The following is a 26,265-nucleotide window of genomic DNA, read 5'->3' as shown; positions in this document are numbered from 1 at the left end:
ATCATCCCTCGCCTCCGCCCGGTTTGGTGGCCCCGATGATCAGGTTGTTGGCCGTGAAGTGGAAACGCGTCAGCTCGGGCCGGCGCTGGTCCCGCGACATGCTGGTCTCGGCGAAGCCGGTCAACGCGAGGGAGGCCGCCAGGACGGCCTGCACGTAGGTCTGGATGGGCCGGTGATAATGGGTGAGCCGGGCGGGCGGATCGAGCCCGACCAGGGTTTTGACGTAGCTGAACTCCTCGACGTAGCGACGCCGTGGCCGGTAGACCGGCTGCCCGTCCTCGCTGCGCCACTCCCCTGTGGCGTCGAAGAACGTGGGGTGGACGACGGAGAAGACGAGCCGGCCGCCCGGTTCGAGAACCCGTGCCGCCTCCGATATGGCGTGGTCTATGTCGTCGACGTCCATCAGCACCATGTTGCAGACGATCAGCTCGAATGCGCCGGAATCGTAGGGCAGCTTCCCGCAGATGTCGCCTTGACGGAAGCTGACGGGCAGGTCTCCGGAGAGGGCTCGCGCGATCCGCAGCATCTCCCCCGCGCCGTCGATGGCCTCCACGGCGGCGCCCGCCCGCGCGAGGTGACGGGAGAGATATCCCTCGCCGCAGCCCAGGTCGAGAACCCGCTTGCCGGCCGGATCGCCGGCCATGTCGAGGACCGCGTCAGTGACGATGTCGGTGAAGGCCCGACCCGAAATGTTCTCTTCGTCGTTCAGCCAGGCGGCATAGCGCTCGGCGATCGAACCCCATTCAAGAATCTCACGTCGAGCCATTCGTTGGTTCCTTCCGCTGCAGTTCTGCCAATCGTGTGACGATTTCGTGCAGAGCGGGCACCACCGCCTCGTAGTGCGCCGCGAGCTCTTTCCTTCCCAGGTCACGGAAGACCCCGTGTGCCGACTCCGCGTACGCCAGCCCGCTCCGCAGGTGGGCGAGCCCTTCCGCGAGGTGGATGATGGCCGCGCTGTCGGCGAGTTGCCCTTTGGACGTGAGCTGCCCGTACCGCTGCACGAAGCCCTCCAGTTCCGCTATCGACCCGAAAGCGTCGTTCTTGCTGCCCAGGAAGTACAGGGCAGCGGGCCGCCAGCCATAGACCAACGCCATGGTGCGCCGATCTCCCGCCGACTCCGCTATTTCCATTGCCTGGTCGAAGTAACGTTGCGCGTCCTCCCAGCGCCCCTGCCGGGCATTGAAGGCGCCCATCCACCACAGCGTGCCCGCCTTGCGCCAGCGCTCTCCGATGCTCTCGATGAATTCGAGGTCTTCCTCGAAGTACTGCTGCGCGGCGGCATCGCGCCGGATCGCGGCCGCGGCCGCCCGGCAGAACAAGAAGGTCTCGTACAGCTGAGGAGGGATCCGGTCCAGGTGCTCGAACATCTCGAGCACGAGCGTCAGCTGCTCGCGCATGGCGTCGGCGTCGAACCGGTCCATGTAGGCCAGGGCCGCGTCCAGCGCCACCTTCGCGACCGCCTCCCAGTCGCCGGTCTTCCTTCCCGACGCTCCGATGCTCTGGGCGATCTCGAACAGTTCGGCCCAGAGCCCGTGCACCCACACGAATGAGCTGTACTCGACGCACAGCTTGACGTAATCCTGGTCAGCCCCTTCCGCGTCCTCGTCGGCCCTCTCGGTCTGCAGGGCTCGGATCAAGGCCCGGATGTTGTGAACCTCTTGCCAGAACGGCTCCGTCTCTGGTGTGGAATCCTGTTTGGGGTTGTATTTCTTGAGAAACCCGAGGTAGTAAGCCACCTGCCGCGTTCGCGGCTCAACCAGCTCGTCCGCGTCGCCGACAAGTTTCAGGATGAGCCGCTTGATCACGGGCAGCATGCGCAGCCGATCGCCCGTCTGCTCCAGCAGATTCATCCCGAGCAGCGTCGCGATGCACTCGTCGCGCACGTGCGGCGAGTCGAGCGCGGCAACCTCGCCGAAGGCCTCCCTCGACATCGACCCGGCGAACACCGACGCGCTGATGAGGCTCTGATACGCGTCGTGGTTACGCATCCGCAGCGACTCCACCGAGGTGCCGAAACAGTACGCGGCCAGGTCGTCGGCGCCGCTGGCCAGCTTGGCCAGCACGGAGTCAGGAGCATGCCCGGCGGCCAGGTGGCCCACCACCCACTTGATGATGAGCGGGAGCGCGTTGCTCGCCGCCGCCAACCGCTCGTTCTGATCGCGGCTCTGCTGGATCCCTCTCCTGCTCAGCTCCAGCTCCAGCAACCTGATCGCCTCGGACTCCCCCATCGGTCCGAGCCGGATGTGATCGGAGCACTCGACGAACTCGCGTGACGTCAGCAGCACCCGAGTCGGGGCGGGCAACTCGCTGACGAACTCGAGCACCCGGTGGTCGTCCACCGTCTCGAAGTTGTCGATGACGATGAGCACGGGCTGGTCGACCATGGCCAGCCGGAGCCTTTCGACCTGTTCGGGCACCGGGAGCCGCAGCAGCTCCGAACGTCCCATCGTCAAGGCCGTGCTCTGGAGCACGTCTTCCAGCGCGTTGACGTGCGAGTGCGGCTGAACACCCGCTCTGGTGAGCACCTGCGTCTGCGCGCTCACCCAGATCACGGTGTCGAACGCGGGTTTGGGCGCCTCGATCACGCGGTGCACGATTTCCAGCGCGAGCGTGCTCTTGCCCGAACCCGCCGGTCCGAACACCCCGATGACCGGGCAACTGGAGTCCGGCGGAAGCAGGTTGCCCAGCTGGCGCAGCTCCCGGTCACGGCCCACGAAGGTGGCGTAGTCGCGCTGGCGCAGGTTGTGCCGGACGCGCGGAGCCTGGGAGGCGACCTGATCCTCCGGCCCGGTCTCGGGCGCCGGCGGGTGCTCGGCCGCCCCCGACAGCAGAAGGTTCGCCACGCCGAACCACGGGCGGGTGAAGCCGAACTCGCGCCCCAGCCCTCTCCTGGCCAGCTGTACGGCGTACTCGATGGTGGCGCCCGTCCTCGTCAGCTCACGGTAGAACTCGTTGGAGAAGGCCACGGCGACCTCGTTGGAGATCGGGGCGCTCATCCCGACGACGCGGAGTGGCCCTTTGGCCGCCATGGCGTCCGTGATGCTCACGTGCTGTTCGCCATCGGATGCTTCGCCGCCAGGGCGGGCCGCGCTGTCACACGTGTGCAGCAGCACCAGCTCGGGCTGCCAGCGGTCGAAGACCGTGGCCAGCTGGTCCGCGGTGTGCCAGTGGGTGCTGTCGCCCCGGTGCGACAGGGCGATCTCGCCCTGTCCGTCGCGGACGCGCCCGTGAGCGATGAGATGCAGGATGTGCGGCCGGTCCCTGACCAGCGCCTGGTCGAGGTCCCGCAGCTCGCAGTCCTCCAGCGGTTCCAGCACTTCGTAGTGCCTGGTGCTGAGCAGCTCATGGATCGCGCCGGCCTGGATCGGCCCCTCCTGCTGGGATCCGGACGCGACCAGGATCTTGGGCCGGTCGGGCAGCCGGTCCGCGGGCCTTCCGCCCACGGCCCGCGCGACGTGCCGGGCGAGGACGAAGTCAGCGTGCGTGGCGAGCCAGCGGTCGCGGAAACGCAGGAATTCCCAAGGGAGCGGCGCCAACGTCGCGTCCAGCCGCAGCCGAACCCGCAACACTGAAGGATTCCGCCTGGCGAGCTGCCACGCGGTGGCGAAATGCTCCGCCACCCGCCCGGGGAACGCCAGACGCTCCATCGCGTCACCCAAACGTTTGGGCGAGCCGCCGGGAGCGAACACGTTCGCGGCCAGAGGCCCGATCGCGAGCAGGTCGGCATCCACCCACTGACCGCTCGCCTCGTGCCCGTCGGCGGATCGAGAGTGCACGCCGTGGACCGCGTCGAGCCGGAGTTCGAACTCACTGAACCGCTGGGCCATCTCACCTCCCGAGAATGACCCGTTCAATCCCGCCAGAATGGCATCGGCACGAATCGTTCAAGCGTAACCACGTCCGCTGCTTCGCGTGCGCTACTTCACGTGCGATGCCCCCGGGAGGGTCATCCGGCAGGGCGCGAAGCCAGGAACTCATGGGGCGGCAGACCGGGCGAGGAGGACAACACCGAGCACCCGGTGCCGCATCTCCCTGAAAGCATCTGCTGATAATAATGTTATTGAATTCCCGATGCAATACGCGATCGATTCCCCCAGCGCCCTCTGAACGTTGCCATTCTCTCCTGGCCCCGTAAGGCATTTCTCCCCGCCAGGTCAGCCCGGATGGGCCCCGGTGAGGGCGGCGCTCACCCGGGCGTTCCCACCCGCTCGGTCCCCTCAGAGGGCGATCAGGCCGGCACCCATCAGGACGAGGCTCGCCACGCCGGCCGCCGCGCGGACCGTGTTCCACGCGGTCCACCTGCTCGCGTAGTCCTTCCACGGCATGGTCCCCGCTTCCAGGGCGTTGTTCATCGGTACGTTGATCGCCACCGTGACGAGGAACGATCCGGCGAAGTTCACCGCGGCGGCGGCGAGGAACCAGCGGGCCGCGGAGGCGTCCGCGAGCAGCCCGGCCACCAGCGCCGCCAGCGGCGACCCGAGGAACACGAGGTAGAGCCAGGGGTTGAGAATCTTACGGTTGATGCTGCGCATGGCCGCCTCCGCCTGGGCGGCGTCGACGGCCTTCAGGCCCGGCATGACGGACATGGAGAAGGTGTAGAACAGGCCCGCGAGGGCGCCGTGCAGCGCGAGTGCGACAAGGGACAGAGCCAACATGTGTTCATCGTGACGCCCGCGGCATGAGACGGTCCATGCATCGGACGCTCGATCGCATACGCGAGCGTCCACAGCGCCACCGCCCGGACCGGACGACCGGGTCCATCCGGCCGCCGGGCGTGCGCGGCCGCCTCCAGCCCCGAGGTCTCGAATCCGCCGGCAACTCCCCCGTCCGGTCAGGCGGGGGCGTCCGCTGTGGTCACGGGGCGTGAACCACGACCGGCGCGACCGCAGCACGGCCACCTCGACGAGCCGCGCGCGATCGGCCTCCGACATGCCGTAGGCGTCGGCGAGGATGCGGCAGCGGCGCGGCGCGTCCACGTCCCGCAGCGGCGGGTCGGCGTCGACAGGGTCCATCAGCGGCGCCCAGTACAACATCGTGTTGCACATCTCGTCGACCCTGGCAACCGGCTTGGCGAGGTCGAAGTCGATCAGTGCCACCGCACGGCCGCCGCGGAAGACCACGTTGTCCGGGGTGTAGTCCATGTGGCCGACCACCTCGGGCGGCAGGGGAGGCATGTCGGGCTGTTCGGTGAACCCCGGGACGGGCTCCACCCCTTCGGGCAGGACGAAGCCCGCCGCGGCGTCGTCATAGGCGCGCACGAGACGCCCGACGGAGGCCAGCCGCTCCTCGTCGGCGATCCACTCCGGGCGCGGCCGCCCGGCGACCTCGCCGGGGACGAAGGTCAGCACCTCACGACCGGCCGCGTCGATGCCGAGGAAACGCGGCGCACCCGCGAATCCGGCCTCCTCCAGGTGGCGCAGCAGCGCGTGGACGAGAGGAGCGTTGGACCCCACCGGGCGGCGCACGGTGTCGCCGACCCGTACGACTCCTTCGGTGACGTCACCCCCGGCGAGCGGGATCTCGGCGTACGGCTCGGACGGTTCGACATACGTCGCGGCACTCATCGTCCATGAGGACAGAAGGGCGGCAGGCCCGGAACCACCGCCTGGCGAGCGCCGCCCGCGAGCCCTGTCCAGCCGGGCAGCGCGCCGGGCCGGACCGGTCAGGGAGCCGAACCAGTCAACGGCGCAGACCGGTCAGCGCAGCGGGTCGAACTCGTGCAGGAGGGCGGGCTGCTTGCCGGTCGTGATCTGCTCGGCCAGCAGTCGGCCCGTGATCGGGCCGTGGGTCAGGCCCCACATGCCGTGCCCGCCGGCGACGTAGATCCCCGGCCGGGCGGTCGCGCCGACGAGCGGGCGCCCGTCGGGGGTGACCGGCCGCGGGCCCACCCAGACGTCGGTGCGTTCGTCCCAGCGCACGCCGTCCAGCAGCGGGCGGGCGGAGGCGATGATCGCCTCCGTCCGGGCGGGGACGCCCGGGGCGTCGGGGTCGCGGAACTCCATGGTTCCCGCCACGCGCAGCGCCCCCTGGTACGGCGTGCACGCCACCCGCACGTCGGGCAGGTAGATCGGGCCGGGCACCGGGCGGTCGACCGGCACGGTGAAGGAGTAGCCCCGGCCGGCCTGCACGGGGACGCGGACGCCCCACTGCGAGGCCAGGCGTGGCAGCCACGCGCCGGTCGCCACCACCACCGCGTCGGCCGACACGGACGTGCCCTGGCGCGAGCTGACGGTGATCTTGCCGTTCTCGTCGCGCACGTCGGCGACCTCGAAGGCGTACACGGTGGCGCCGCGGGCCATGACCGCCGTGCCCAGGGCGTGGACGAAGCCGCCGGGGTCGACGTACCGCTGCCCGTCGATCCGCACGCCCGCCCGCAGGGCCGCGGAGGCGAGCGGCACGTGCTCGGCGAGGCTCGCGCCCTCCAGGACGGCGTGGTCGACGGGCTGTCCCGCGTCGGCCATCCGGCGCAGCTCGCGCAGCAGGGTTTCGGCCTGTTGCGGGGTGCGGAAGGCCGCGGTGATGGGCGCGTCGACGACGGGGGAGTCCACGCCGTTGGCGGTGAGCACCTCGTACGCCTCGATGCACTCCTCGTTCAGCGGCAGGTTGGCGCGCACGGCCCGCGTCCACGACGACCACCGGGAGTTGGCGGCGAACCGGAGCAGGAACGCCCACAACGTCGGATCGACGGTGGCGGGCACGTGCAGCGGCGCCGACGGGTTCACCAGCGACTTGAGGCCGTAACGCAGGACGGAGGGCTCGTTCAGCGGGATGGCCAGGCCGGGCGCGACCCATCCCGCGTTGCCCCAGGACGCCCCGGCCGCCACGCCGCCGCGATCGACCACGTGGACCTCGACGCCGCGTTCCTGGAGGAACCACGCGGTCGACAGGCCGACGATGCCGGCGCCCACCACGATCGCCGATCGCGGCGGGTTGGTGATGCGCTCGTTGCCGGTCATGGCATGCCTCCGTACTGGACAGATGACGCTCTTTCTCCCAGGATCGCGCGCGCGAGACCGTCCAGCGTTGTGCGGATTCGACAATTGCGGCGGCCGGATTGTCCGGGCGTCACAACGGGCGGTCGTCCTCCAGCGCGGCCAGCGTGATGATCATGGCCAGGCGCTGGCGGGCGTCGTCCAGGTCGAGCGGCGTGATCTGAACGATCCTGCGAAGCCGGTTGCGGACGGTGTTGGGGTGCACGCCGAGCCGTTCAGCGGCGACGGCGGGGTCGCCCTGGGCCTCCAGCCACGCCCGCAGCGTGGCCATGTAGTGGGTGCCGTGGCGGGCGTCGTGCCGGCGCAGCGCGCCGACCGGCCCGCGGGCGGGGGCGCGGCCGGTGCGCGCGGCGGCCCGCAGCCGCCGCAGCAGGATGTCGTCCCAGGACTCGTCGTACGCCGGCGGCGCGGCCTGAAGGGGGCCCGTCTCGTGCAAAGCCAGGCACTCGTCGGCCTCCTGCCTGCTGGCCGGCAGCTCCGCAGCCCTGGCCGGCGCCCCGATCCCGGCGAGGAGCCTCACCTGCGCGGGCAGGGCGGACCCCAGCGCGGACACCCAGGCGCGCGCCGCGTCGGCCTCCTCGCCCGGCAGGATCGTGTAGAGCGTGTTGCCCAGCAGCGTGCTGCGCCCGGGCCGCGACCAGCCGAAGCCGGTGGTGGCCCGTTCGAAGGCCAGCAGCAGCGCGGCGTGCCGCTCGTTCCCGGCGTGCGCGCGGACGGCGATGACGCGCAGCGTCTCGCCGGCCAGCCCCAGCTGGCTGAGCACCGTCGCGGCGTCGGCGCTGCCCTCCAGCAGCCGGATGGCCAGGTCGGACTCCACCTGCCGCTCCAGGTCGGCGCTCGCCCGCTGGCGCAGCAGGTGCAGCGCCACCGTGCGCGCCCCGTCGGTCAGGGCGCCGAGCCGCGCTCCGGTCAGCGGGCTGCCGCAGGTCACCCAGACCGAGCCGAGCACCTCGCGGCCCGCCCGCACGGCCACCGCCATCCGCCCGGTCAGCCCGTGCTCCGGGTCCTGCTCGACGAACACCGGCTCGTCGGACGCGGCCAGCCGGTCGAACACCCCGCGGGACCTGAACAGCTCCCGCAGCCGGTCGGGAACCTGCCGGACCAGGATCGTCTCCAGCCGGGCCGGGTCGCCCGCCTGCTGGGAGCGTGAGTACGCCAGCACCCGCGACAGCCGGTCCTCGATGGTGACCGCGCCGCCGACCACGTCGGCCAGGCTGTCGGCCAGCGCGAACAGGTCCGTCGGCCCGCGACCCGCCTCCGTCTCCCGCCCTTCCAGGACGAGCCCGTACACCACGCCGGCGAGCTGGCTCCACGACACGGCGGGGTCGACCAGCATCACCGCCACGCCCTCGCTCTCGCCGGCCGAGGACGCCTCGCGGGCGGCCTCGGCGCCGGCGCGCACCATCACCACCGTGGCCCGCGCCGACACCGCCCACCGGACCGCCTCGGCCGCCGACGGGGCGCCGACCGCCAGCAGCACGTCACCCTGGAGGCGCTCGTCGGTGGGGTCCGGCATCGCCACGCTGCGCAGCTGGACCGAGCGCGTCCCGGGCCGCCCGCACAACCGCACCCCGTATCCGCCCAGCACGTTGACCAGGCGATCGAGTCGGATCACGGGCTTACCCTGCCCCGGCGGTCAGCGGCCACGCGCGGCGAGGCCGGCGGCCAGCGCGGGCTGCAGGCACAGCCGCATCAGGCCGCGTACGGTGGCGTGCTGCGGCTCGGGCGGCGTGCTGACCGGCATGCGCAGGACGGTGTCCAGGCGGCTGAGCAGCTGCGCCTGCAGGGCGCCGCCCCCGGTCACCGTCAGGCCGTGGGCGCGCGCGGCGACGCGAAGCTGGGCGGGCAGGCGGCGCAGCAGCGCGGCCGTCATGTCGACGACGCCGTCCAGCACGTACGGCAGCAGGCCCGCGCTGGTCGTGGCGCCCAGCTGGATGGCCACGGCGTCGCTGATGGCGCCGTCGCGGATGGCGACGGCCTCGACGATGCCCGCGCCCACGTCGAGCAGCAGGAACGGCCGGGAGCCCGTGACGTCGAGGCCGACGCCGACGGCCGCGGCCAGGGGCTCCTCCACGAGCGTCACCCCGCATCCGGCGGCCTCGGACACCGCGGTGCGCACCGCTCGCCGGTCGCTGGGCGAGGCGGCCACGGGCACGCCGACCACCACCTGCTCCATGGAGCGGTCGCCCGCCGTCTGGACGTCCCGCAGGACGAGGCGTACGAGGCGCAGGCACGCGCCCGGGTCGGCGATCATCCCGTGCCGGATCGGGCGTACCGGGTCGGCGACATCGGCGACGGGCGGGGAGGCGACGACGGCCGAGGGGCGGTCGGCGATGGCGACCCCGCTCGAGGTCAGCGCTCTGGTGCGCGCGGTGCCCAGATCGAGCGCCACCCGTCCGTGGCGGGTGTGCTGGAGGGTGCGGGCTGATGCGAGCTCGGCCATGGCGGTGTTCGGCTCCTTGCTTGACGCGAGAAGGAAGGAATGAGGGCGTGTCCCGCATGGGGACGGTCGCGCCGGCGGGCAGCCGGGCGCGCACGGCCGGGCCGCGCGGCGCGACAGTGGACGAAGGTCAGACCAGCGGCGGGCTGCGTGACCCCGCGGCGCGGTGCCCGAACTGCTGGGGGTCTCCGACGGCGGCCGAGCCGTGCGGCGGGGGCAGCAGCGCCAGATGGGCGGCGTCGCCCTGCCGCGCGCCGGACTCCGGCACCAGGGGTTCGCGGCCGGTGGAGAGCTGGGGCGGCAGGCCCGTCAGCCGGTGCTCCGTGGTGCCGGGGCTCCACGTCGTCGCCTCCTGGGCGACGGGGTCACCGGCGGCGTGCCAGACGCTCGACGCGCCGGCCACCAGCGAGCACACCAGGACCAGGCTCAGCACGATGAGCCTGCATGGGGTGTTCCACGGTCCCGTCACACGGCCGACCATAGCCCAACTGAGACAATGGCGGCATGCAGAAAGTCTCGCTCACGGCCCTGGCCCGTCAGCAAACCGATCTGGCGGGCGGCGCGGGCGGCGGTCACACCGCCGACACCGTGTACGGCGGGCACGAGAAGGTGCTGCGCCAGACGGTCATCGGCATGAAGCAGGGCTCGCACCTCGCCGAGCACGAGAATCCGGGAGAGGCGACGGTGCAGGTGCTGCACGGCCGGGTGCGCATGCTGGCCGGTGGGGAGTCGTGGGAGGCGCGCACCGGAGACCTGCTCATCGTGCCCGACGCCCGCCACAGTCTCGAGGCGCTGGAGGACTCCGCGGTCCTGCTGACCGTCGTCAAGCGGCGCTGACCCGGCGCGACCGATCCGCTGTCACCGGTGGGGCGCCCACCGGTGCGCCTTCCTGCGCCCGCCCGGGGCCTGCGGGGCGACCTCTTGACAGGGGCCCGCGATTTGAAAACTTCCTTGACAGATTGAGGCTGACAACGTTGTCATCCTCCTGCCGGCAGATCGTTGTGAGCACCCCTGGCCATCCGGTCCATCCCGGTCCGTCCCCGTCCCGTCCCGACCAGGCACGACCCACGCAGCCGCCTTCGTGACGCTGCTCGACCGAGTCCCCGTACCGGCTGACGCACGGAAGGTTCCCCCCGATGAAGCACCCTCGCCGACGATCCCTCATGACGGCGGCCTTATGCGCGGGCGTCGCCCTCGCACTGTCCGCCCCGGCCGCCGCCGCGCTGACCACCCAGTACGGCCCGGCAGGCGCCACCGCACAGAAAGGTCCAGACCCGATTCCCAATCCCGGCCCTTCGGGCACCCCGACCCCCGGCCCGTCCTACAGCCCGCCGCCCGACCCCGAGGCGAGCGAGCCGGCTCCGTCCGCGGAGCAGGCGCGGCGAGCGGCGCAGGACGGGCAGAAGCTGGCCCAGGCGGAAGGAGCGGCCTTCGCCTCCTCCTTCGAGCCCGGCGACCCCCAGCCGACCTGGACCAACACCACCGAGACCGACGCCAAGGGCGACAAGAAGGCCGAGAACGTCGCCGGCACCCTGCCCGGCGGCATCGAGGGCAGCATCTCCGACAAGATCGCCCGGATCGACGTCAGCGGCGAGTTCTTCGACGCCGGCGAGGTGAAGGAGAACCTCGCCGACACCGACCCGAGCACCAAGTGGCTGGTGGACAGCGGCACGGGCTGGGCGCGGTACGAACTGTCCGAGCCGGTCGCGGTCGTGCGCTACGCGCTGACCTCCGCTGACGACGCGCCCGAGCGCGACCCCCGCGACTGGCAGCTCCAGGGCTCGCAGGACGGGAGGACCTGGACGACCCTGGACACCCGGACCGGCGAGACGTTCTCGGCGCGCCACCAGCGCAAGGAATACCGCTTCGCCAACACGACCGCCTACGCCCACTACCGGCTGAACGTCACCCGCGTCGGCGGCGCCCCCATGCTGCAACTGGCCGAGTGGGAGCTCTCCGACGGCCACACCGGCGCCAGGCCGCCCAGCGACATGCGCAGCCACGTCGGCGACGGCCCGACCCGCGGCCACACGTCCAGGCCGCGCGCGGGCTTCAGCGGCCTGCGCGCCCTCCGGTACGCGGGCGGCACGACGTCGGGCAAGGGCGGCTACTCCACCAACAAGGTGTTCGAGGTGGACATCCCGGTCACGTCCGGGATGGAGCTGTCCTACCTGGTCTTCCCCGAGTTCACCTCGGCCCACCTGGGCTACCCCAGCACGTACGTCTCCGTGGACCTGGCCTTCAGCGACGGCACCTACCTCAGCGACCTGAAGGCCGTCGACCAGCACGGGGTCCGGCTGGCGCCCCGGGAGCAGGGCGAGTCCAGGACCCTCTACGCCGACCAGTGGAACTTCAAGCGCGCCGAGATCGGCAAGGTGGCCAGGGGCAAGCGGATCAGCCGCGTCCTGGTGGCCTACGACAGCCCCGTGGGCGAGGCAGGGTTCCGCGGCTGGGTGGACGACATCAAGATCGTCAAGGAGCGGAAGCGGCAGCCGTACGAGGGCCGTGACGGGCGCGACGGGCAGCGGCCCTCGGAGTACGCGGTGACCACCCGCGGCACCCACTCCACGGGCGGGTTCTCGCGGGGCAACAACTTCCCGGCCACGGCCGTGCCGCACGGGTTCAACTTCTGGACGCCGATGACGGACGCCGCCTCGACGCGGTGGCTCTACGAATACCACCGGGCCGGCAACGCGGCGAACCTGCCCGAGATCCAGGCGTTCACCGCCAGCCACGAGCCCAGCCCGTGGATGGGCGACCGGCAGACGTTCCAGTTCATGCCGTCGGCGGCCGAAGGGGCGCCCGACCCGTCGAGGACCGCCCGCGCGCTACCCTTCCGCCACGAGCGGGAGGTCGCTCAGCCGCACCTGTACGCGGTCACGTTCGACAACGGCCTCAGGACGGAGATCGCGCCGGCCGACCACGCGGCGCTGGCCCGCTTCACGTTCCCCGGCGCGTCGGCCAAGCTGATCTTCGACAACGTGAACGACAGCGGCGGCCTGACCCTCGACGTGCCCGGCGGCGTGGTCACCGGCTATTCCGACGTGCGCAGCGACCTGTCCACCGGGGCGACGCGCATGTTCTACTACGCCACCTTCGACCGCCCGGTCACCGGCGGCGGCAGGCTGACCGGGCAGGGACGCGACAACGTGCTGGGCTATCTGGCGTTCGACGCGGGCGAGACGCGCACGGTGACCATGCGGATCGCGTCCTCGCTGATCAGCGTGGAGCAGGCCAGGAAGAACCTGGAGCTGGAGATCGGCGCCTCCGACACGCTGGAGCAGGTCAGCGAGCGGGCGCGGAAGGCGTGGGACGCCAAACTCGGCGTCATCGAGGTCGAGGGCGCGAGCCACGACCAGCTCGTCACGCTGTACTCCAACCTCTACCGGCTGTTCCTCTATCCCAACTCCGGTTACGAGAACACCGGCACCGCGGACGCCCCGGTGTACAGGCACGCCGTGCAGTCGGCCACCGAGACCCCGCCCAGCACGCCCACCGAGACCGGGGCGAAGGTGGCGGACGGCAAGGTGTACGTCAACAACGGCTTCTGGGACACCTACCGCACCACCTGGCCCGCGTACGCGCTGCTGACGCCCGAGGCGGCCGGGGAGATGGTGGACGGGTTCGTGCGGCAGTACGAGGACGGCGGCTGGATCGCGCGCTGGTCCTCGCCGGGCTACGCCGATCTGATGGTCGGCACCAGCTCCGACGTCGCCTTCGCCGACGCCCATCTGAAGGGGATCACCGGTTTCGACGCCGAGACCGCCTACGAGGCGGCGCTCAAGAACGCCACGGTCGCCCCGCCCACCCGCCACGTGGGCCGCAAGGGCCTGTCGACCTCCGTCTTCCTCGGCTACACGAGCACGGAGTCGACGGGCGAGGCCATGTCGTGGGCCATGGACGGCTACATCAACGACTTCGGCATCGCCAACATGGCCAGGTCGCTGGCCGAACGGTCGAAGAGCGCGAAGCGCGCCCGCTACCTGGAGGAGTACGAGTACTTCAGGAACCGGGCGCTCAACTACGTGCACCTGTTCGACCCGGCGGTCCGCTTCTTCCAGGGCAGGAGCGCCGACGGGTCGTTCCGGCTCAAGCCGGACGCGTACGACCCGCGCGAGTGGGGCCACGACTACACCGAGACGAACGGCTGGAACATGGCCTTCCACGTGCCGCAGGACGGCCGCGGCCTGGCCAACCTGTACGGCGGCGCGGACAAGCTGGCCGCCAAGCTCGACGCGTTCTTCGACGACCAGGAGACCGCGCTGTTCCCCGGCTCGTACAACGGGATCATCCACGAGATGCGCGAGGCCCGCGACATCCGGATGGGCCAGTACGGGCACAGCAACCAGCCCTCGCACCACATCGCCTACATGTACGACTACGCGGGACAACCGTGGAAGACCCAGGCCAAGGTGCGCGAGGCGCTCTCGCGGCTCTATCTGGGCAGCGAGATCGGCCAGGGGTACCCGGGTGACGAGGACAACGGGGAGATGTCGGCCTGGCAGGTCTTCAGCGCCCTCGGCTTCTACCCGCTGCAGATGGGCAGCCCTTCCTACGCGATCGGCTCGCCCCTGTTCACGAAGGCGACCGTGCACCTGGAGAACGGCAGGAAGCTGGTGATCAGGGCGCCGGGCAACAGCGCGCGCAACGTCTACGTGCAGGGGCTGAAGGTCAACGGCAAGCCGTACGGGAAGACGTACCTGCCGCACGACCTGATCGCCAAGGGCGGCGAGCTGGTGTTCGAGATGGGGCCGAAGCCTTCGCGCTGGGGCACGGGCAAGAACGCCGCCCCGCCGTCGATCACCGGCGACGACCGGGTCCCGACGCCGCTGCACGACCTCACCGGGCACGGCACGGCGTCGGCGCCGGGCGGCGCCGACGTGAGCGCGCTGTTCGACGACGACTCGGCCACCGGGGCGACGGTGCCCGAGTGGGTGCGCCTCACCTTCGACGGCGAGCGCACGGCGCGCTACTACACGCTCACCTCCGGCTCTGGCGATCCGGCCCAGGATCCGTCCAGCTGGGTCCTGGAGGGCTCCGAGGACGGCAACGCGTGGAAGTCGATCGACAAGCGGACCGGTGAGAGCTTCGCGTGGCGGTCGCAGACCCGCCCGTTCAAGATCACCAGCCCGAGCGCGTACGCCCACTACCGGATCAGGTTCACCGGCGGCTCGGCGGTCTCGCTGGCCGAGGTGGAGCTGCTCGCTCCCGAGCCGCCCGCCACGTCGACGCTGGTCATCGAGAGCTCCGGGGTCTTCGCCGCCCCAGGCGAGACCGTGCGGCTCTCGGCGACCGTGGCCAACCACGCCACGAAGCCCGCCCGCGGCCGGCTCACCGCCACGGGACCCGAGGGCTGGACCGTCCAGCCCGCATCTGCCCGCTTCGGGCCCGTGGCGCCGGGCGCGTCCCAGACCGTGGCGTTCGAGGTGGCGGTGCCGGCGACGGCCGGTCCCGGCAGCCACCTGATCCGGCTCGACGCCACCTCCGACCAGGGGTCCACCGGCGAGCAGGTGGCGGTCACGCTGGTCGGCGACACGGTGGAGTTCACGCCCGGCACCCCGGCGGAGCAGCCCTGGCTCCTGGACGCGGGCGGGTCCAAGCTCGACGGCGAGGTGCACGACGGGCGTGCCCGCTTCACCGACGGCGACAGCCACGCGACCTACCGGTTCGAGCTGCCCGCCCAGGTCACCGGCGGCTCGCTGACGCTGGACCTGGCCAACCACTTCCTCGTGGAGGTCTCGACCGACCAGCAGACCTGGCGGACCGTGCTGCGGGAGGAGAACGACGTGCGTGACCGGTCCAACCGGGAGGAGCGCACGCTCGACCTCGCCGACCTGCGGGGCGAGTCCCGGGCGTTCTACCTGCGCATCGGCGACAGCCGGCCGGACGACGGCTGGGGGACCTGGCTGGCCAGGGTACGCCTGCAGCTGGAGCGTACGCGGGCCTGACGGGTGCAGCGGCGGTCACCCGGCCGGGGACAGGACGAGAGCCGGGTCCAGGGCCAGGGTGGCCGTCGCGAGCCCGAGGAACACCATCGCCAGGTAGAACTGCGGCACGTAGTCGCGGACGCGGAGATGGGCGAAGAGGGCGCAGACGAAGTAGAGCACGAGCCCGGCGGCGGCGGCCGTCCCGGCGAGCGGCACGCCGAGCAGCCCGAGCGCCAGCCCGAGGGCGCCGAGCAGCTTCAGCACGCCGATCGGCCAGACCAGCCAGGACTCCGGCACGCCGGCCCGGTCGAGCGCGGGGCCCAGCGTGCGCATGATCGGTTCGAGCCGGGTCATGGCCGCGAGCCCGGAGAAGGTGTTGGCGGCGATGGTCGCCACGGCGGTGACGACGTAGGCGGTTGACATGGGTGCTCCTGTGGATCGACGGGGAAGGCGGTGACCTCCTCTGCACCCCAAGAGGGCCGGCGGGCCCGGAGTGTGACGTCTCCTTCGTGCCCGAGGGGCGGGCGCCCCTTGACGACGCACTCCCAAGATCCAACAATGGATTTGAGAAATCGATTTCAGCTGCGGAGGTGACGGCTGATGAGGCTCGGCTCACGCGCCCGCGCATCGGCGGGGAGCGCGCTGCTCCTGCTCGTGGTCACGGGAGGGACGGCCTGCCTGCCGGCTCAGGCGACCACGGCCCCGTCACCGGCGATCGTGGTCAGCAAGATGACCGGGCCCGGCTCCCTCAGCGACACCCCCGCCACCTGGCAGGTGAAGGCCACCGACCTGGGTGTCATGTGGGACAACGGCAGCGGGGAGGTGCTCGCCGCATTCGGCGACACGTTCGGCGCCGACTGGGAACCTCCGGGCGCCAACGGCGGCGACTGGCGCAGCCAGGTGCTGCTGCGCAGCACCGACCGCGACCTCTCCGACGGCATGACGTTCTCCAGCGCGGCCACCGACCGGCAGGGGCACGCCAAGGAGCTCATCCCGAGCAAGAAGGTCGACGGCGACGAGATCACCGTCATCCCCACCGCCGGCGTGTCCGTGGGAAGCCGCCAGTACCTCGCCTACATGTCGGTACGCCACTGGGGCGACCCGGGCAAGTGGGACACCAACCACGCCGGGATCGCCTTCTCCGACGACAACGGGCAGACCTGGACGACCGAGGGCGGACCCCGATGGGACAACCCCGACGGGGGCAACCGCTTCCAGATGGCCGCGCTCGCCCGCAGGGACGGGTTCGTGTACCTGTTCGGCACGCCGAACGGCCGCGCCGGAGCCGTGCACCTCGCCCGGGTTCCCGAGGCCGAGATACTGGCCGAGGACGCCTACGAGTACTGGACGGGAACCGCCTGGCGAAGCGGCCCCGACACCGCCGCCGCGCCGGTCGTCCCCGCCCCCGCCGGCGAGCTCTCTGTGCGCTACAACGACTTCACCGGCAGGTGGCTGATGACCTACCTGCAGGGCAGCGACATCGTGCTGCGATCCGCGCCCGGCCCCACGGGCCCGTGGAGCGCCCCGGCGGTCGTCGCGAGCTCCGCCGACTATCCAGGGTTGTACGGCGGTTTCATGCACCCGCGGTCGTCCGGACCCGACCTGTATCTGGCGCTGTCGCAGTGGACGCCGTACAACGTGTATCTGACCAGGATCACGCTCACCCGCGACGCCGCCGTCACCAACCCCAACCTCGTCGAGGATCCGGGCTTCGAACGGCAGAGCACGGGGTCGGCATCCGCGCCCTGGGCCTGCCACGGGAACTGCGGCATCGACCGGGCCACCTGGGGCTTCACCGGCGACCGCAACGGATTCGCCCGCCACAACAGCGGCTGGCACGACCTGCACCAGGTGGTCGAGGTCGAGCCGGACACCACCTACACCCTCACCGGATGGTTGCGGACGTCCGCGAACAACGACAACGGCTTCTTCGGCGTACGGGTGCCGGGAGGATCTCCGATCAAGGAGGTCAACTTCCGGGCGGTGAACTCGTGGACCCCGTTCACCGTGACCTTCGACAGCGGGAGGCGCACCTCGGTCGAGGTGTTCGCCGGCATCTGGACCGACAACGGCGACATGTGGCTGCAGGCCGACGAGGTCGCGCTGGTGGCCTCCTGACCTCCCCTCGGTGTCCGAGACCCTGCACACCCTACGGCGGCGTGGGCGGATAACGTGTGCGCCGGCGGGGCTGTTGACAGCGTGGCTGGCGAAGCGAAAGATACGGTCATCCGTACAAGTGTGGGGGATGCATGAAGCTCATGGTCGCCGTGGTGCTGCTGCTGGGGGTCCTGGTCTCCCCCGCGCGGGCCGCCGACACGATCGAAGCCCATTACGCGGCGGCCGGGCCCTGGACCGTGGCCACCGCGGACGTCGGCGGCGAATACCGGATCCACTATCCGGCCGGCCTGGGCGAAGGAGGCGTCAAACACCCGATCGTCACCTGGGGCAACGGCACGGACGCCGTCCCCACCCACTATCCGGGCGTGCTGAACCAGCTCGCCTCCTGGGGGTTCGTGGTGATCGCCACGACGGACACGACGACGGGCACCGGCACCGAGATGATCGAGGCCGCCGAATACATGGTGGCCAGGAACGGCGACTCCTCCAGCGTGTTCCACGGCAAGCTCGACGTGGGCAAGGTCGGCGCCGTCGGCCACTCGCAGGGCGCGGGCGGCTCCGTCAACACGGCCACCAGGTCGGGCGGCCTGATCTCGTCGGTCGTCCCGATCGCCCTGCCCGCCCCGATCTGGGTCGACGCGGACGACAGGTTCCACGTGGACCAGCTGGACTGCCCCGTGCTGTTCCTCAGCGGCACCCGCGACGGCCTGATCTCCCCGCACTCGGCCATCCGGAACTACTACCGGGCCGTTCCAGGGGCCGCCGCCAAGGCCATGCTCAAGGGCGCCGGGCACAACACGATCCAGGGCGACGGCGGCGGCTTCCTCGGATATCTGACCGCCTGGCTGATGTACACCCTCCAGGGCGACACCCACGCCCGCGGCGCCTTCGCGGGCTCCACGCCGGAGATCGGCACCAACGCCTCCTGGGACAACGCCGCCCAGAAGAACCTTCCCTGAACCTCAGCGGATCGCGAAGGCCGCCCCGGCTGGGGTGGGGCGCGGCGGCGAGCAGGCGCCGTCCGGACACGCCGTTCAGCTCGGCTCCTGGCCCATCAGGGCGTTCTTCGCGTCGTTGAGCTCGACGGAGAACACGGCGAGGTCGCCTCTGGCGTGGCGGATCGTGTATTCGAGCGGCAGCCCGCCTTCTGTGACCGTCGACCGGGCGGTCGCCAGCAGGGCCGCGGCCATGGGCACGCGCAGCAGCCCCGCCAGGCGGTAGTCGGCGTTGACCGCGCCGATCGTCTCCTTGCCCGAGGCCGGGGTCAGCCCGTACTTCAGCCGAAGGAGGCCGTAGAGCGACCCGGTCAGGTCCTCGTCGAGGATGCCGGGAACCAGCTCGGCCGGGAGATGGGCGCTCTCGATCATGCAGGGCTCGCCGTCGAGCAGCCGGAGGCGTTCGAGGAAGACGACCTCGCCGCCGGCCTCCAGGCCGAGCGCGGGGGCGAGGTCGGCGGCGCACGGCTGCGCGCGCGCCACGAGCACCCGCGTGGTCGGCCTGCGTCCCAGCCTGGCCATCGTCTCGGTGAAGCCGGCCGGCCTGGAGCCCAGAAGCTCGGAGGTGACCCCGACCGGTGCGGTGTAGGTGCCGCTGCCCTGCCGGGCCACCAGCAACCCTTCCTGGACCAGGTCGCCGATCGCCCGCCGCGCGGTGGCCCGGCTCACCCCGGCGAACACCATGAGGTCCTTCTCCGCCGGGATCGGGGTGTCCGGCTCGCACTCGCCGATCACCGCGCGCAGGCGCTCGCGCAGCTGGTAGTAGAGCGGCACGGCGGCGCCCGGCTCCAGAGCCAGCCGCCGCGCCCAGTCGATGTCGGTCATCCGGCGCCTCTGCCACGAATTTGTACGGACGACCGTATCTTTTCGGCCGGCCAGCAACCTGTCAATGGCACGCTGTTCACGTTCGGCCGATCGCTCAACCTTCCGCGGCAGGCCCGGACAGCCGGGCGCGGATCTCCTCGCGTACGGGTAGGGCCAGCGCGTCCCGGTGGGCCTGTTCGAGCAGCGCCCCGATGTGGACCCGCGCGCCCGACTCCGCCGAGCGCACCGCCGCCTCCACCATGGCCAGGGAGCGGATGTTGCGGGCGATCGATCCCGACGGCTCCGCGCCCGTGCGCAGTGCCGTGAGGAACTCCGCCAGCGCCCCGGCGATCTCCTCGTGCGTGCCCGCCGGCACCTCCGACGCGCCGACGATGCTGGAGGCGACGCGGTCCTCGCCGTCCCAGGTCACGGTGCCTCCGGGGCAGGAGGCCCGCCACCGGCCGTTCCAGGGCGTCTCCAGACCCTCCGCGACCCAGGAGCCGGTGAAGACGTAGCGGGTGCCGCCCTCGAACAGGAACGTCGCGGTCGCCGCCGCGTCGCCGCGGTACCAGCTCCAGGCCGGGTTCCAGCTCTCGCACACAACCGAGATCGGCTCCGCGCCGAGCAGGTGGCGGGCCGCGTCGAAGGCGTGGATCGCCATGTCCACCAGCAGCGGCTGCTCCATGACGTCGCGGAAGCCCCCGAAGCGCTCGCCGCGGTAGAAGCCGGTGGTGAGCAGGCCGGGAGTGCCGAGCTCGGCGATGCGGCGGCGGTACTCCTCCAGGGCGGCGTAGTAGATCACTCCGCGGCCCCCTTGTCGTGCGTCGCGCCGCGGTGACCCCGGCCGAAGTCGCCCGTCTCCTGCCGGAGCGAGGCCGGCAGGTCGCGCCGTGGCGGGTCGGCGGCCACCCACTCGACCCCGTTGGCGATGACGTGCAGCACGTCCGGGTGGTGGTACACCGGGTAGTCCTGGTCGCCGGGGCTGAAGTAGAAGATCTTCCCGTTGCCGCGCCGGAAGGTGCAGCCGCTGCGGAACACCTCGCCGCCGGTGAACGAGCTGATGAAGATCAGCTCGTCGGGTGCCGGGATGTCGAACTGCTCGCCGTACATCTCCTGGGCGGGGATCTCGATGGGGTGGGGGATGCCGCGGGCGATGGGGTGCGACGGGTTCACCGTCCAGACCAGCTCGCGGTCGTTCGCGCTGCGCCAGCGCAGCGTGCACGTGGTGCCCATGAGCCTGGTGAAGATCTTCGAGTAGTGGCCGGAGTGCAGCACCACCAGCCCCATGCCGGCCAGGACGTGCCGGTGCACCCGGTCGACCACCTCGTCCGACACCTCGCCGTGCGCGGCGTGGCCCCACCAGGTGAGGACGTCGGTGCCGGCGAGCACCTCCTCGGTCAGCCCGTGCTCGGGGTCGTCGAGCGTGGCCGTGGTGACGGTCGCCCGCTCCCCCAGCCAGTGCTCGATGCCGCGGCGGACGGCGTTGTGCATGCCGTCGGGATAGATCTCGGCCACGCTGGGTTCGGTCTGTTCGTGCCGGTTCTCGCCCCACACCAGGACGGTGACGGATCGAGCGTTCATGGGCGTTCCCTTCGTCGTTCATGTGACCGCGCGGCTGACGGTGATCACGCCGGCGGCGTGCAGGCTGGTCAGCAGGGCCCAGTCGCCGGCCGGGTCCAGCCAGATCTGGAGGTCCGCGGGCCCCTGTGGCCTGGGCAGCGGGCCGGCGGGCTCGTAGAAGGTCGCGACCAGCACCAGGGGGACCGGCGCCTCCCACCGGGTGAGCGCCGGGGGTTCGTACCGCCCGCCGAGGATCACGGCGCGTTCCGCGTCGCCGCAGGCGTCGAGCCGGGGTCCGGCCGCGAGCCGGGCCTGCAGCCTGACCTGCAGGTCCATGGCGAGGCGTACGCGCGCCGTCGCGCGCTCGCCTGCGGTGGCGAGCGCGGCGTAGCCGGGGGCGAGCAGGTCGACGAGGTCTGCGGCGTCGTCGGCGTAGCCGCGGCGGGCCCCGCCTGCGTAGATCATCTCCAGGTGGTACGGCCGTCCGTCGTGCCTGACGGGAGCGGCCGGAGGAGGCTCCGCCGCCGAGCCGTTACGGACGATCACGACGTTGTCCCGTTCCTTCATGGGCCCGGCATCCAGCGAGTGGCGGCGAACAGGGCCGTCAGCTGCTCCTTGTCGGCGGCCCGCCAGAAGAGCTCGTCCATCAGGATACGGAAGGAGCGGCTTCCCCGCTCCGTGACGTCCAGCGCGGGATCCTCGGCGAGGAGCGCGGCGTGGGCGCCCAGGCGGTCGCGCCGGTCGCCGTTCGGCGGATGGCCCAGCGTCGCGGTGCGGAACGCCGCCTCGACCAGCGCCAGCGACAGCTTGACCTGCAGCTCGATGTGGTCCTTCGCGGTGCCGCGCATGGCCTCCATGTGCAACGCCAGCTCCTGGCCGGTGTTGGCGTGCCGTACCGGACCGATCTGCTGGTAGCCCGCGGCGGGCAGGTCGTTGGGCCGGCAGTGGGAGAGACCCCGGTGACCGGCCCGCTCCGGGTTCTGCGCGAGCCTGAACAGGGTGTCGGCGTGATGGTCCGCGTAGCGCAGCACGGCGGCGTAGTTCTCCACGATGTGGTCGTAGTCGTGGGTGCTCACGTGGACGTGCCCGCCGGTCGAGAGGCTCGCCGTGCCGCCGTGCGACCGGATGATCTCGCAGGCGACGCGGAGGTTCTCCCACGTCGCGGGCTCGGCGTACAGGATGGGCGAGACCAATTCGCCCGCGACCGTGCCGTCCCGTTCCAGGTTCCACAACCCGCGCCCGCCGTTCCTGCCCGGACGGTAGCCCTCCCCCTGCATGGTGTGGCGGCCGTGCACCTGGGCGTCGCCGGTCAAGCCGGCCTCGCGCAGGGAGCGGGCGATCGCCTCCAGCGTCCTGACGTCGGTACGGTCCGGCAGGTCGAACTCCAGCTCCAGCCCGAACCCCCGCCCGCCGTCACGGTCCGCGAGGGAGGCGGTGGCGTTCTCCGGCATGTACGGGATCACCTCCTCCCCCGCGACCGCGCGCTCCATCGCCCGATCGTAGGCACGGCGGAACGCGCCGGCGTCCCTCGTGAACGACACCTCCGGCCGCTCCGGCCAGCGCCGCCACGCCTGGGCGCGGGAGTCCAGCGAGGCGACCCGCTCCTGCTCCGCCACGGCCAGCGGATCGGGCCCGGTGAGCAGGGACAGCGAGCGGCGCAGGGGGAACGGGCACTCCGGTACGCCTTCTGCGCCTCCGCGTGTTCCTGGACCGCGGCCCGCCTCGCCTCCTGAACGGCGGAGGGGGAGAGATCGTGCAAGCCCGGGGGCACGTTCCGCGGCTCCGGCGGCGGGCCCGCCTGGGCACGGCCGGCGGGCGGGATCAGGGCGTCCAGCACCTGCCGGCGGTCGACCGGCGCGAACAGGTCGAACCCGGCCTGCTGAACGTCGGCCGCCCTGCGCGCCAGCCGTTCCACGGACTGTCCGAGACCCGCCTCCGTGGCCAGCCGGCGCAGGGGGTCGAACACCCACAGCCGGGACGGCGCATCGGAGCGGGTGAGTTCGGCCAGCCGCGCCAGAACCCGCGCCTCGTCGTCGCGCGGGCGCGGGAAACCGTGCTCCGCCGCGATCCGCAGGCCGTCCCATCGGTACGGGTCCCGCGCCCGGCGCGCGGCGAGCAGGCCGGCGAGCTCCTGGACGTGGGCCGCCCGCGCGAGGTCGGCGCCGTGCGCCTGCACCTCCTCGGCCAGGCGGACGAGGTGCCCGACGGAGCGTCCCAGCCCCACGTCCTCGGCCAGCCGCTCCAGCGGAGGACCGGCTCGCTCCCTGCCGGGGCCCGGCGGCGCGGCGAGCTCGTCCAGGTGCGCGAGCAGCCGGGCCGTCGCCTCGCCTGGATCGGTCACGGCGTGCCTCTCGGCGAGCAGCACGCCGTTCCACAGGTAGGGGTCCTCGTGCCAGAACCGCTCCATGCCTTGGCGGAAGGCTGCGGCCCCGCTAGCCGGTGCACGGCCCGCCCGGCCGCCGGCTCGCCGGAGATCCGGCTCATCCGTGCCAGCGCCCACGCCGTCGTCGCGCTGTCGTTGACGACATCCAGCTCCCGTCTGAGACGACCGCCCTCGGCCAGGAGCTCCGCGTCCGGCACGGGCCGCCGGGCATCCCCGCCGTCAGGCGACCTGCTGTCGGGCGCGGGACGCCGGGCACTCCCGCCGTCAGGCGACCAGCCATCGGGCGCAGGCCGCCGGGCATCCCCGCTGTCAGGCGTCCAGCGGTGCACCATCGCCGCGGCCTCGGCGAAGTTCCGCGGCCGGGGGTCCGCGACCGGGCCGAGGTGCTGGTGGGCGGAGTGCCGGTGGGCGGAGTGCCGGCGGACGCGTGGCCCGTGGCCGAGGTGCTGGTGGCTGGGGTGCTGGTGGCTGGGGGGTCGCCGAGGTGGGCGACCGCCTGCATCGGGGTGTAGCTCACCCTCGCCGCGGCCGGGACGTCGAGGCCTCCTGAGACGCCGGCGATGAGGGAGAAGGCCAGGTGGGAGGTGTCGAGCTGGCCGCTGAGCGCCAGTCCCGGGACGGCGCCGCCGGTGCCCGCCAGCCCGCCCAGCAGCGCCTGACCGTACATGCTCTGCCCGTACGCCACGATCCTGTCACGCACGGCCAGCTCGGCTTCGGAGGCGAGGTAGACCATGTTCCGGCTCAGCAGCCGCGAAAGCCCCGCGTTCGCGCCGGCGAACATGGCGCCGGTCAGGGCGCCGCTGCCGGTTGACAGCGCCAGCGACGCGACGTCGAAGTCACCGGCCTCGCGGTCTCCCCAGATCTGCTGAGCCACCTGCACGCCGAGGTCGAGGCCGCCGCTGATGCCGGCGAACGTCAGCATGCCGCTGAGGACGAGCCGCTTGATCGTCTGGATGCGCATCCGGGTCAGCAGCGTGTTGTGCTGGATGAGTTTGAGTACGGCCGGGCCGTTGACGTAGATCCACACCAGCAGCCTGACGATCGCCGCGCCGAGCAGCGCCAGCGAGGCGTAGATCATCCATTTGGTGTGCTGCATCCGCACGCCGTGTTCGCGCAGGGCCGCCGCCTCGTCCCGCAGCGCCTGTTCCAGGAGGTCGAGCAGCGCCGGCCCGGTATCGGGCCCGGTGGCGCCCGGCTGCCCGCCGAGCGCGGCGAACGCCTGCTCGAACGCCTCCTTGGCGGGGCCCTGCCAGTCCCAGCCGCGCAACATTCGTGCGACCGCGCCGGCGTCGTCGGCTCTGAGCCCGGCCAGGAGGTCGGCCAGGTTCTCCAGCGTGGTGGCCTCGGCGAGGATCCCGGGGACGTCGGCCTCCGGGACCGCTCCGCCGGTGAGCGGCTGCGCCAGCGGCTTGACGATGTCGGGCACCAGGCTGAGATCGAGCCCCATCAGAGCCTCCTGAGGGGACCGTCGCCTTCAGGCGACGGGCAGATCGGGCGGGTCACGAGGGCGGTCGTGGCTCGCGTGCCCCCGGTGCGCCGGGTCGCGGCAGGAACGACTCGAAGCCCGTCTCCACGCCGAACAGTTCATCGAGAGGGAGATCGGAGGTGAAGGGCTCCATCAGCTCCTTCATCTCGCCGGAGACCTGCCGGGTCGCCCTGCCGATCTGCTCGACGATCGAGGCGGACAGCTCGGACGGCGACAGCTTGCGGTAGACCCGCGGGTCGAGGTCGATCGTCCGCACCTCGCCGCGCGGGCCGACGGTCACGGTCACCATGCCGTCCTTCGAGGTGACCGTCGCCGACAGCAGCCGCATCCTTTCCTGCATCTGCTTGAGCTGCTCGGTCTCCTGGTTCGCCTCCTGGACGAGCTGCTCCAGCAGCCGCCACGGCTCGTCCGTCGTCATCGCCCGCCCCTCACGCCGACCAATCAGCACCGTAGGTCTCGTATGTACCATCCTTTTCCAGAAGACGCTGCCTGTCGACCTCGGGCGGCGCCCTCGCTAGGCTGCGATCCCGTGGAGTTCAACGGCGTGGTCGCCCACAGCCAGGGTCACCTTCACCGGCTGGCGTGCGCTGCCGACGACCTGGCCGGCGACGTGTCCGGCGTCCAGACCAGGTTCGAGGAGTCGTGGCGCGCCGCGTGCGCCGCCCTGGGCGCCGACGACCACGGCCGCGGCTACCGGCGGGGGCGCGGGCAGCGGCTGGACGGCATCGGCGCGGGGCTCGCGCTCCTGGCCACCGCGCTCAAGGAGCAGGAGACAAGCTTGCGGGAGACGTCGAAGCACTACCAGGCCTGCGAGGACGCCAGCACGCTGCGCACCTGACCCGCTCAGGCCCGTCAGGGCGCGTGCGCCGCAGAGACGTCTGCCCCGCTCACGTCCGTCAGGCGCGTGCGCCGCAGACGCCCGGCATCTTTCCGATCATGGTGTCGTCCTCGGCGGCGTCGAGGAGCACCATGGCGTAGTCGGCGCGCGACAACATCGCCTCGCCGCCGGTGGCGTCGGCCTCGAAGTCGATGTGCGCCCGCCCCCTGCCGGGCTTGTCGACCAGCCGGGTGGCCCGGACGACCGTCCAGTCGAGGCCGGAGATCTCCAGCATGCCCTCGGCCCGCGCCAGGTCCGCGTAGGCCTTCCTGAAGATCATCCAGGCCATGCCGACGGCGAGGCGGGGCCGGGTGGCGGGGACGGAGCGGCTGCTCGTCATCACCACCCTGCGCACGCCGGCCTCGCGCATCGTCGCGATCAACGTGCGGGCGATGCCGCTCCCGCCGACCGCCGCGACGACGGCGTCCTGACCGGCCATGGCCCCGCGCACGCTCGACGGGTCGGTGGCGTCACCTCGCACGACGGCGAGCAGGTCGCCGCGCCCGTCGAGGAGCTCCGGCTTGCGGGTGAACGCCGTCACCTCGTGGCCGCGCGCGACGCCCTGCTCCAGCACATGCATTCCGGTACGACCCGTCGCACCGATCACCAACAGCTTCATATAGCCTCCTTCTATATGGCAAAGTGCACTAAAGCAACGCGCATGTCAACCCGCGTACGCCTTG

The 26,265-nt window shown here is 71.8% G+C and carries 22 protein-coding genes; 5 read left to right on the top strand and 17 right to left on the bottom strand.

Going from position 1 to position 26,265, the window contains the following annotated elements; all coding sequences use genetic code 11:
• Position 1: 1 nt before the first annotated feature.
• From ACTWPV_RS42195 to ACTWPV_RS42165, 7 genes are all read right to left on the bottom strand, one after another.
• A complete protein-coding gene (locus tag ACTWPV_RS42195; protein WP_347649102.1) occupies positions 2 to 766 on the bottom strand; it encodes a class I SAM-dependent methyltransferase in 765 nt (254 codons plus the stop codon).
• Positions 753 to 3,827 (bottom strand): CHAT domain-containing protein, encoded by a 3,075-nt coding sequence (locus ACTWPV_RS42190; RefSeq protein WP_443156086.1) that lies wholly within the window; start codon positions 3,825 to 3,827, stop codon positions 753 to 755. The genes ACTWPV_RS42195 and ACTWPV_RS42190 overlap by 14 nt, the downstream gene beginning before the upstream one ends.
• Positions 3,828 to 4,217: 390 nt before the next feature.
• Positions 4,218 to 5,564: an anthrone oxygenase family protein gene (locus tag ACTWPV_RS42185; protein ID WP_443156085.1), complete on the bottom strand. Its 1,347-nt coding sequence runs from the start codon at positions 5,562 to 5,564 to the stop codon at positions 4,218 to 4,220.
• A 132-nt stretch (positions 5,565 to 5,696) separates the two neighbouring features.
• Complete coding sequence (locus ACTWPV_RS42180; protein ID WP_443156084.1) at positions 5,697 to 6,956, bottom strand: NAD(P)/FAD-dependent oxidoreductase; 1,260 nt, start codon at positions 6,954 to 6,956, stop codon at positions 5,697 to 5,699.
• A gap of 109 nt (positions 6,957 to 7,065) precedes the next feature.
• Entirely contained in the window at positions 7,066 to 8,607 is a 1,542-nt protein-coding gene (locus tag ACTWPV_RS42175) for a PucR family transcriptional regulator (protein WP_443156083.1), read from the bottom strand.
• A gap of 21 nt (positions 8,608 to 8,628) precedes the next feature.
• Positions 8,629 to 9,435 carry a rod shape-determining protein gene (locus tag ACTWPV_RS42170; protein ID WP_443156082.1) on the bottom strand — a complete coding sequence of 269 codons (807 nt, stop codon included), beginning with the start codon at positions 9,433 to 9,435 and terminating at the stop codon, positions 8,629 to 8,631.
• Positions 9,436 to 9,562: 127 nt separating this feature from the next.
• The gene (locus tag ACTWPV_RS42165; protein ID WP_443156081.1) at positions 9,563 to 9,901 is read right to left on the bottom strand and encodes a hypothetical protein; all 339 of its coding nucleotides are present in this window, start codon (positions 9,899 to 9,901) and stop codon (positions 9,563 to 9,565) included.
• Between the two features lie 35 nt (positions 9,902 to 9,936).
• Here ACTWPV_RS42165 and ACTWPV_RS42160 point away from each other — a divergent pair, with 35 nt between their 5' ends.
• Both ACTWPV_RS42160 and ACTWPV_RS42155 read left to right on the top strand, forming a co-directional pair.
• On the top strand, positions 9,937 to 10,269 hold the full coding sequence (locus tag ACTWPV_RS42160) for a cupin domain-containing protein (protein WP_443156080.1): 333 nt from the start codon (positions 9,937 to 9,939) through the stop codon (positions 10,267 to 10,269).
• 326 nt (positions 10,270 to 10,595) lie between these two features.
• The gene (locus ACTWPV_RS42155) at positions 10,596 to 15,380 is read left to right on the top strand and encodes a GH92 family glycosyl hydrolase (RefSeq protein ID WP_443156079.1); all 4,785 of its coding nucleotides are present in this window, start codon (positions 10,596 to 10,598) and stop codon (positions 15,378 to 15,380) included.
• A 15-nt stretch (positions 15,381 to 15,395) separates the two neighbouring features.
• On the opposite strand, the gene ACTWPV_RS42150 is transcribed toward ACTWPV_RS42155, so the two are convergent.
• Positions 15,396 to 15,782: a DoxX family protein gene (locus ACTWPV_RS42150; RefSeq protein ID WP_443156078.1), complete on the bottom strand. Its 387-nt coding sequence runs from the start codon at positions 15,780 to 15,782 to the stop codon at positions 15,396 to 15,398.
• Between the two features lie 177 nt (positions 15,783 to 15,959).
• Here ACTWPV_RS42150 and ACTWPV_RS42145 point away from each other — a divergent pair, with 177 nt between their 5' ends.
• Positions 15,960 to 17,477, top strand: a complete 1,518-nt coding sequence (locus tag ACTWPV_RS42145; RefSeq protein WP_443156077.1) for a DUF4185 domain-containing protein — start codon at positions 15,960 to 15,962, stop codon at positions 17,475 to 17,477.
• A gap of 131 nt (positions 17,478 to 17,608) precedes the next feature.
• On the top strand, positions 17,609 to 18,436 hold the full coding sequence (locus ACTWPV_RS42140) for an alpha/beta hydrolase family protein (protein ID WP_443156076.1): 828 nt from the start codon (positions 17,609 to 17,611) through the stop codon (positions 18,434 to 18,436).
• Between the two features lie 75 nt (positions 18,437 to 18,511).
• Here the strand turns inward: ACTWPV_RS42140 and ACTWPV_RS42135 are convergent, their stop codons facing one another.
• The 8 genes from ACTWPV_RS42135 to ACTWPV_RS42100 all read right to left on the bottom strand — a co-directional run bounded on the left by ACTWPV_RS42135 (position 18,512) and on the right by ACTWPV_RS42100 (position 25,123).
• On the bottom strand, positions 18,512 to 19,297 hold the full coding sequence (locus ACTWPV_RS42135; protein ID WP_347649115.1) for a GntR family transcriptional regulator: 786 nt from the start codon (positions 19,295 to 19,297) through the stop codon (positions 18,512 to 18,514).
• A gap of 94 nt (positions 19,298 to 19,391) precedes the next feature.
• Positions 19,392 to 20,078, bottom strand: a complete 687-nt coding sequence (locus tag ACTWPV_RS42130; RefSeq protein ID WP_443156075.1) for a Gfo/Idh/MocA family protein — start codon at positions 20,076 to 20,078, stop codon at positions 19,392 to 19,394.
• Positions 20,075 to 20,857, bottom strand: a complete 783-nt coding sequence (locus ACTWPV_RS42125; protein ID WP_443156074.1) for a ThuA domain-containing protein — start codon at positions 20,855 to 20,857, stop codon at positions 20,075 to 20,077. Before ACTWPV_RS42125 ends, ACTWPV_RS42130 begins: the two co-directional genes overlap by 4 nt.
• Positions 20,858 to 20,875: 18 nt before the next feature.
• Positions 20,876 to 21,403 (bottom strand): hypothetical protein, encoded by a 528-nt coding sequence (locus ACTWPV_RS42120; RefSeq protein ID WP_443156073.1) that lies wholly within the window; start codon positions 21,401 to 21,403, stop codon positions 20,876 to 20,878.
• On the bottom strand, positions 21,400 to 22,326 hold the full coding sequence (locus ACTWPV_RS42115) for an amidoligase family protein (protein WP_443156072.1): 927 nt from the start codon (positions 22,324 to 22,326) through the stop codon (positions 21,400 to 21,402). The genes ACTWPV_RS42120 and ACTWPV_RS42115 overlap by 4 nt, the downstream gene beginning before the upstream one ends.
• Positions 22,296 to 23,243, bottom strand: coding sequence for a hypothetical protein (locus tag ACTWPV_RS42110; RefSeq protein WP_443156071.1), 948 nt, complete (start codon positions 23,241 to 23,243; stop codon positions 22,296 to 22,298). Before ACTWPV_RS42110 ends, ACTWPV_RS42115 begins: the two co-directional genes overlap by 31 nt.
• A gap of 73 nt (positions 23,244 to 23,316) precedes the next feature.
• Positions 23,317 to 24,666 carry a hypothetical protein gene (locus ACTWPV_RS42105; RefSeq protein WP_443156070.1) on the bottom strand — a complete coding sequence of 450 codons (1,350 nt, stop codon included), beginning with the start codon at positions 24,664 to 24,666 and terminating at the stop codon, positions 23,317 to 23,319.
• A gap of 52 nt (positions 24,667 to 24,718) precedes the next feature.
• Entirely contained in the window at positions 24,719 to 25,123 is a 405-nt protein-coding gene (locus ACTWPV_RS42100) for a YbaB/EbfC family nucleoid-associated protein (RefSeq protein WP_443156069.1), read from the bottom strand.
• Between the two features lie 111 nt (positions 25,124 to 25,234).
• Between ACTWPV_RS42100 and ACTWPV_RS42095 the strand changes: the two genes are divergently transcribed.
• Positions 25,235 to 25,543 carry a hypothetical protein gene (locus ACTWPV_RS42095; RefSeq protein ID WP_443156068.1) on the top strand — a complete coding sequence of 103 codons (309 nt, stop codon included), beginning with the start codon at positions 25,235 to 25,237 and terminating at the stop codon, positions 25,541 to 25,543.
• Between the two features lie 58 nt (positions 25,544 to 25,601).
• Here ACTWPV_RS42095 and ACTWPV_RS42090 read toward each other — a convergent pair whose 3' ends face one another.
• Entirely contained in the window at positions 25,602 to 26,201 is a 600-nt protein-coding gene (locus tag ACTWPV_RS42090; RefSeq protein ID WP_443156067.1) for an NAD(P)-dependent oxidoreductase, read from the bottom strand.
• Positions 26,202 to 26,265 lie beyond the last annotated feature (64 nt).

This window comes from Nonomuraea sp. KM88, assembly GCF_052245635.1.
In the GTDB taxonomy this organism is placed as follows: domain Bacteria; phylum Actinomycetota; class Actinomycetes; order Streptosporangiales; family Streptosporangiaceae; genus Nonomuraea.
This window is presented reverse-complemented; position numbering and strand designations above follow the sequence as displayed.

Coding starts and splice junctions, on each gene's coding strand:
- ACTWPV_RS42145 (WP_443156077.1), top strand. CDS start 15,960: ATGAGGCTCGGCTCACGCGCCCGCGCATCGGCGGGGAGCGCGCTGCTC.
- ACTWPV_RS42115 (WP_443156072.1), bottom strand. CDS start 22,326: ATGGAGCGCGCGGTCGCGGGGGAGGAGGTGATCCCGTACATGCCGGAG.
- ACTWPV_RS42170 (WP_443156082.1), bottom strand. CDS start 9,435: ATGGCCGAGCTCGCATCAGCCCGCACCCTCCAGCACACCCGCCACGGA.
- ACTWPV_RS42195 (WP_347649102.1), bottom strand. CDS start 766: ATGGCTCGACGTGAGATTCTTGAATGGGGTTCGATCGCCGAGCGCTAT.
- ACTWPV_RS42110 (WP_443156071.1), bottom strand. CDS start 23,243: ATGGAGCGGTTCTGGCACGAGGACCCCTACCTGTGGAACGGCGTGCTG.
- ACTWPV_RS42120 (WP_443156073.1), bottom strand. CDS start 21,403: ATGAAGGAACGGGACAACGTCGTGATCGTCCGTAACGGCTCGGCGGCG.
- ACTWPV_RS42155 (WP_443156079.1), top strand. CDS start 10,596: ATGACGGCGGCCTTATGCGCGGGCGTCGCCCTCGCACTGTCCGCCCCG.
- ACTWPV_RS42185 (WP_443156085.1), bottom strand. CDS start 5,564: ATGAGTGCCGCGACGTATGTCGAACCGTCCGAGCCGTACGCCGAGATC.
- ACTWPV_RS42125 (WP_443156074.1), bottom strand. CDS start 20,857: ATGAACGCTCGATCCGTCACCGTCCTGGTGTGGGGCGAGAACCGGCAC.
- ACTWPV_RS42105 (WP_443156070.1), bottom strand. CDS start 24,666: ATGGGGCTCGATCTCAGCCTGGTGCCCGACATCGTCAAGCCGCTGGCG.
- ACTWPV_RS42090 (WP_443156067.1), bottom strand. CDS start 26,201: ATGAAGCTGTTGGTGATCGGTGCGACGGGTCGTACCGGAATGCATGTG.
- ACTWPV_RS42160 (WP_443156080.1), top strand. CDS start 9,937: ATGCAGAAAGTCTCGCTCACGGCCCTGGCCCGTCAGCAAACCGATCTG.
- ACTWPV_RS42100 (WP_443156069.1), bottom strand. CDS start 25,123: ATGACGACGGACGAGCCGTGGCGGCTGCTGGAGCAGCTCGTCCAGGAG.
- ACTWPV_RS42135 (WP_347649115.1), bottom strand. CDS start 19,297: ATGACCGACATCGACTGGGCGCGGCGGCTGGCTCTGGAGCCGGGCGCC.
- ACTWPV_RS42150 (WP_443156078.1), bottom strand. CDS start 15,782: ATGTCAACCGCCTACGTCGTCACCGCCGTGGCGACCATCGCCGCCAAC.
- ACTWPV_RS42140 (WP_443156076.1), top strand. CDS start 17,609: ATGAAGCTCATGGTCGCCGTGGTGCTGCTGCTGGGGGTCCTGGTCTCC.
- ACTWPV_RS42190 (WP_443156086.1), bottom strand. CDS start 3,827: ATGGCCCAGCGGTTCAGTGAGTTCGAACTCCGGCTCGACGCGGTCCAC.
- ACTWPV_RS42180 (WP_443156084.1), bottom strand. CDS start 6,956: ATGACCGGCAACGAGCGCATCACCAACCCGCCGCGATCGGCGATCGTG.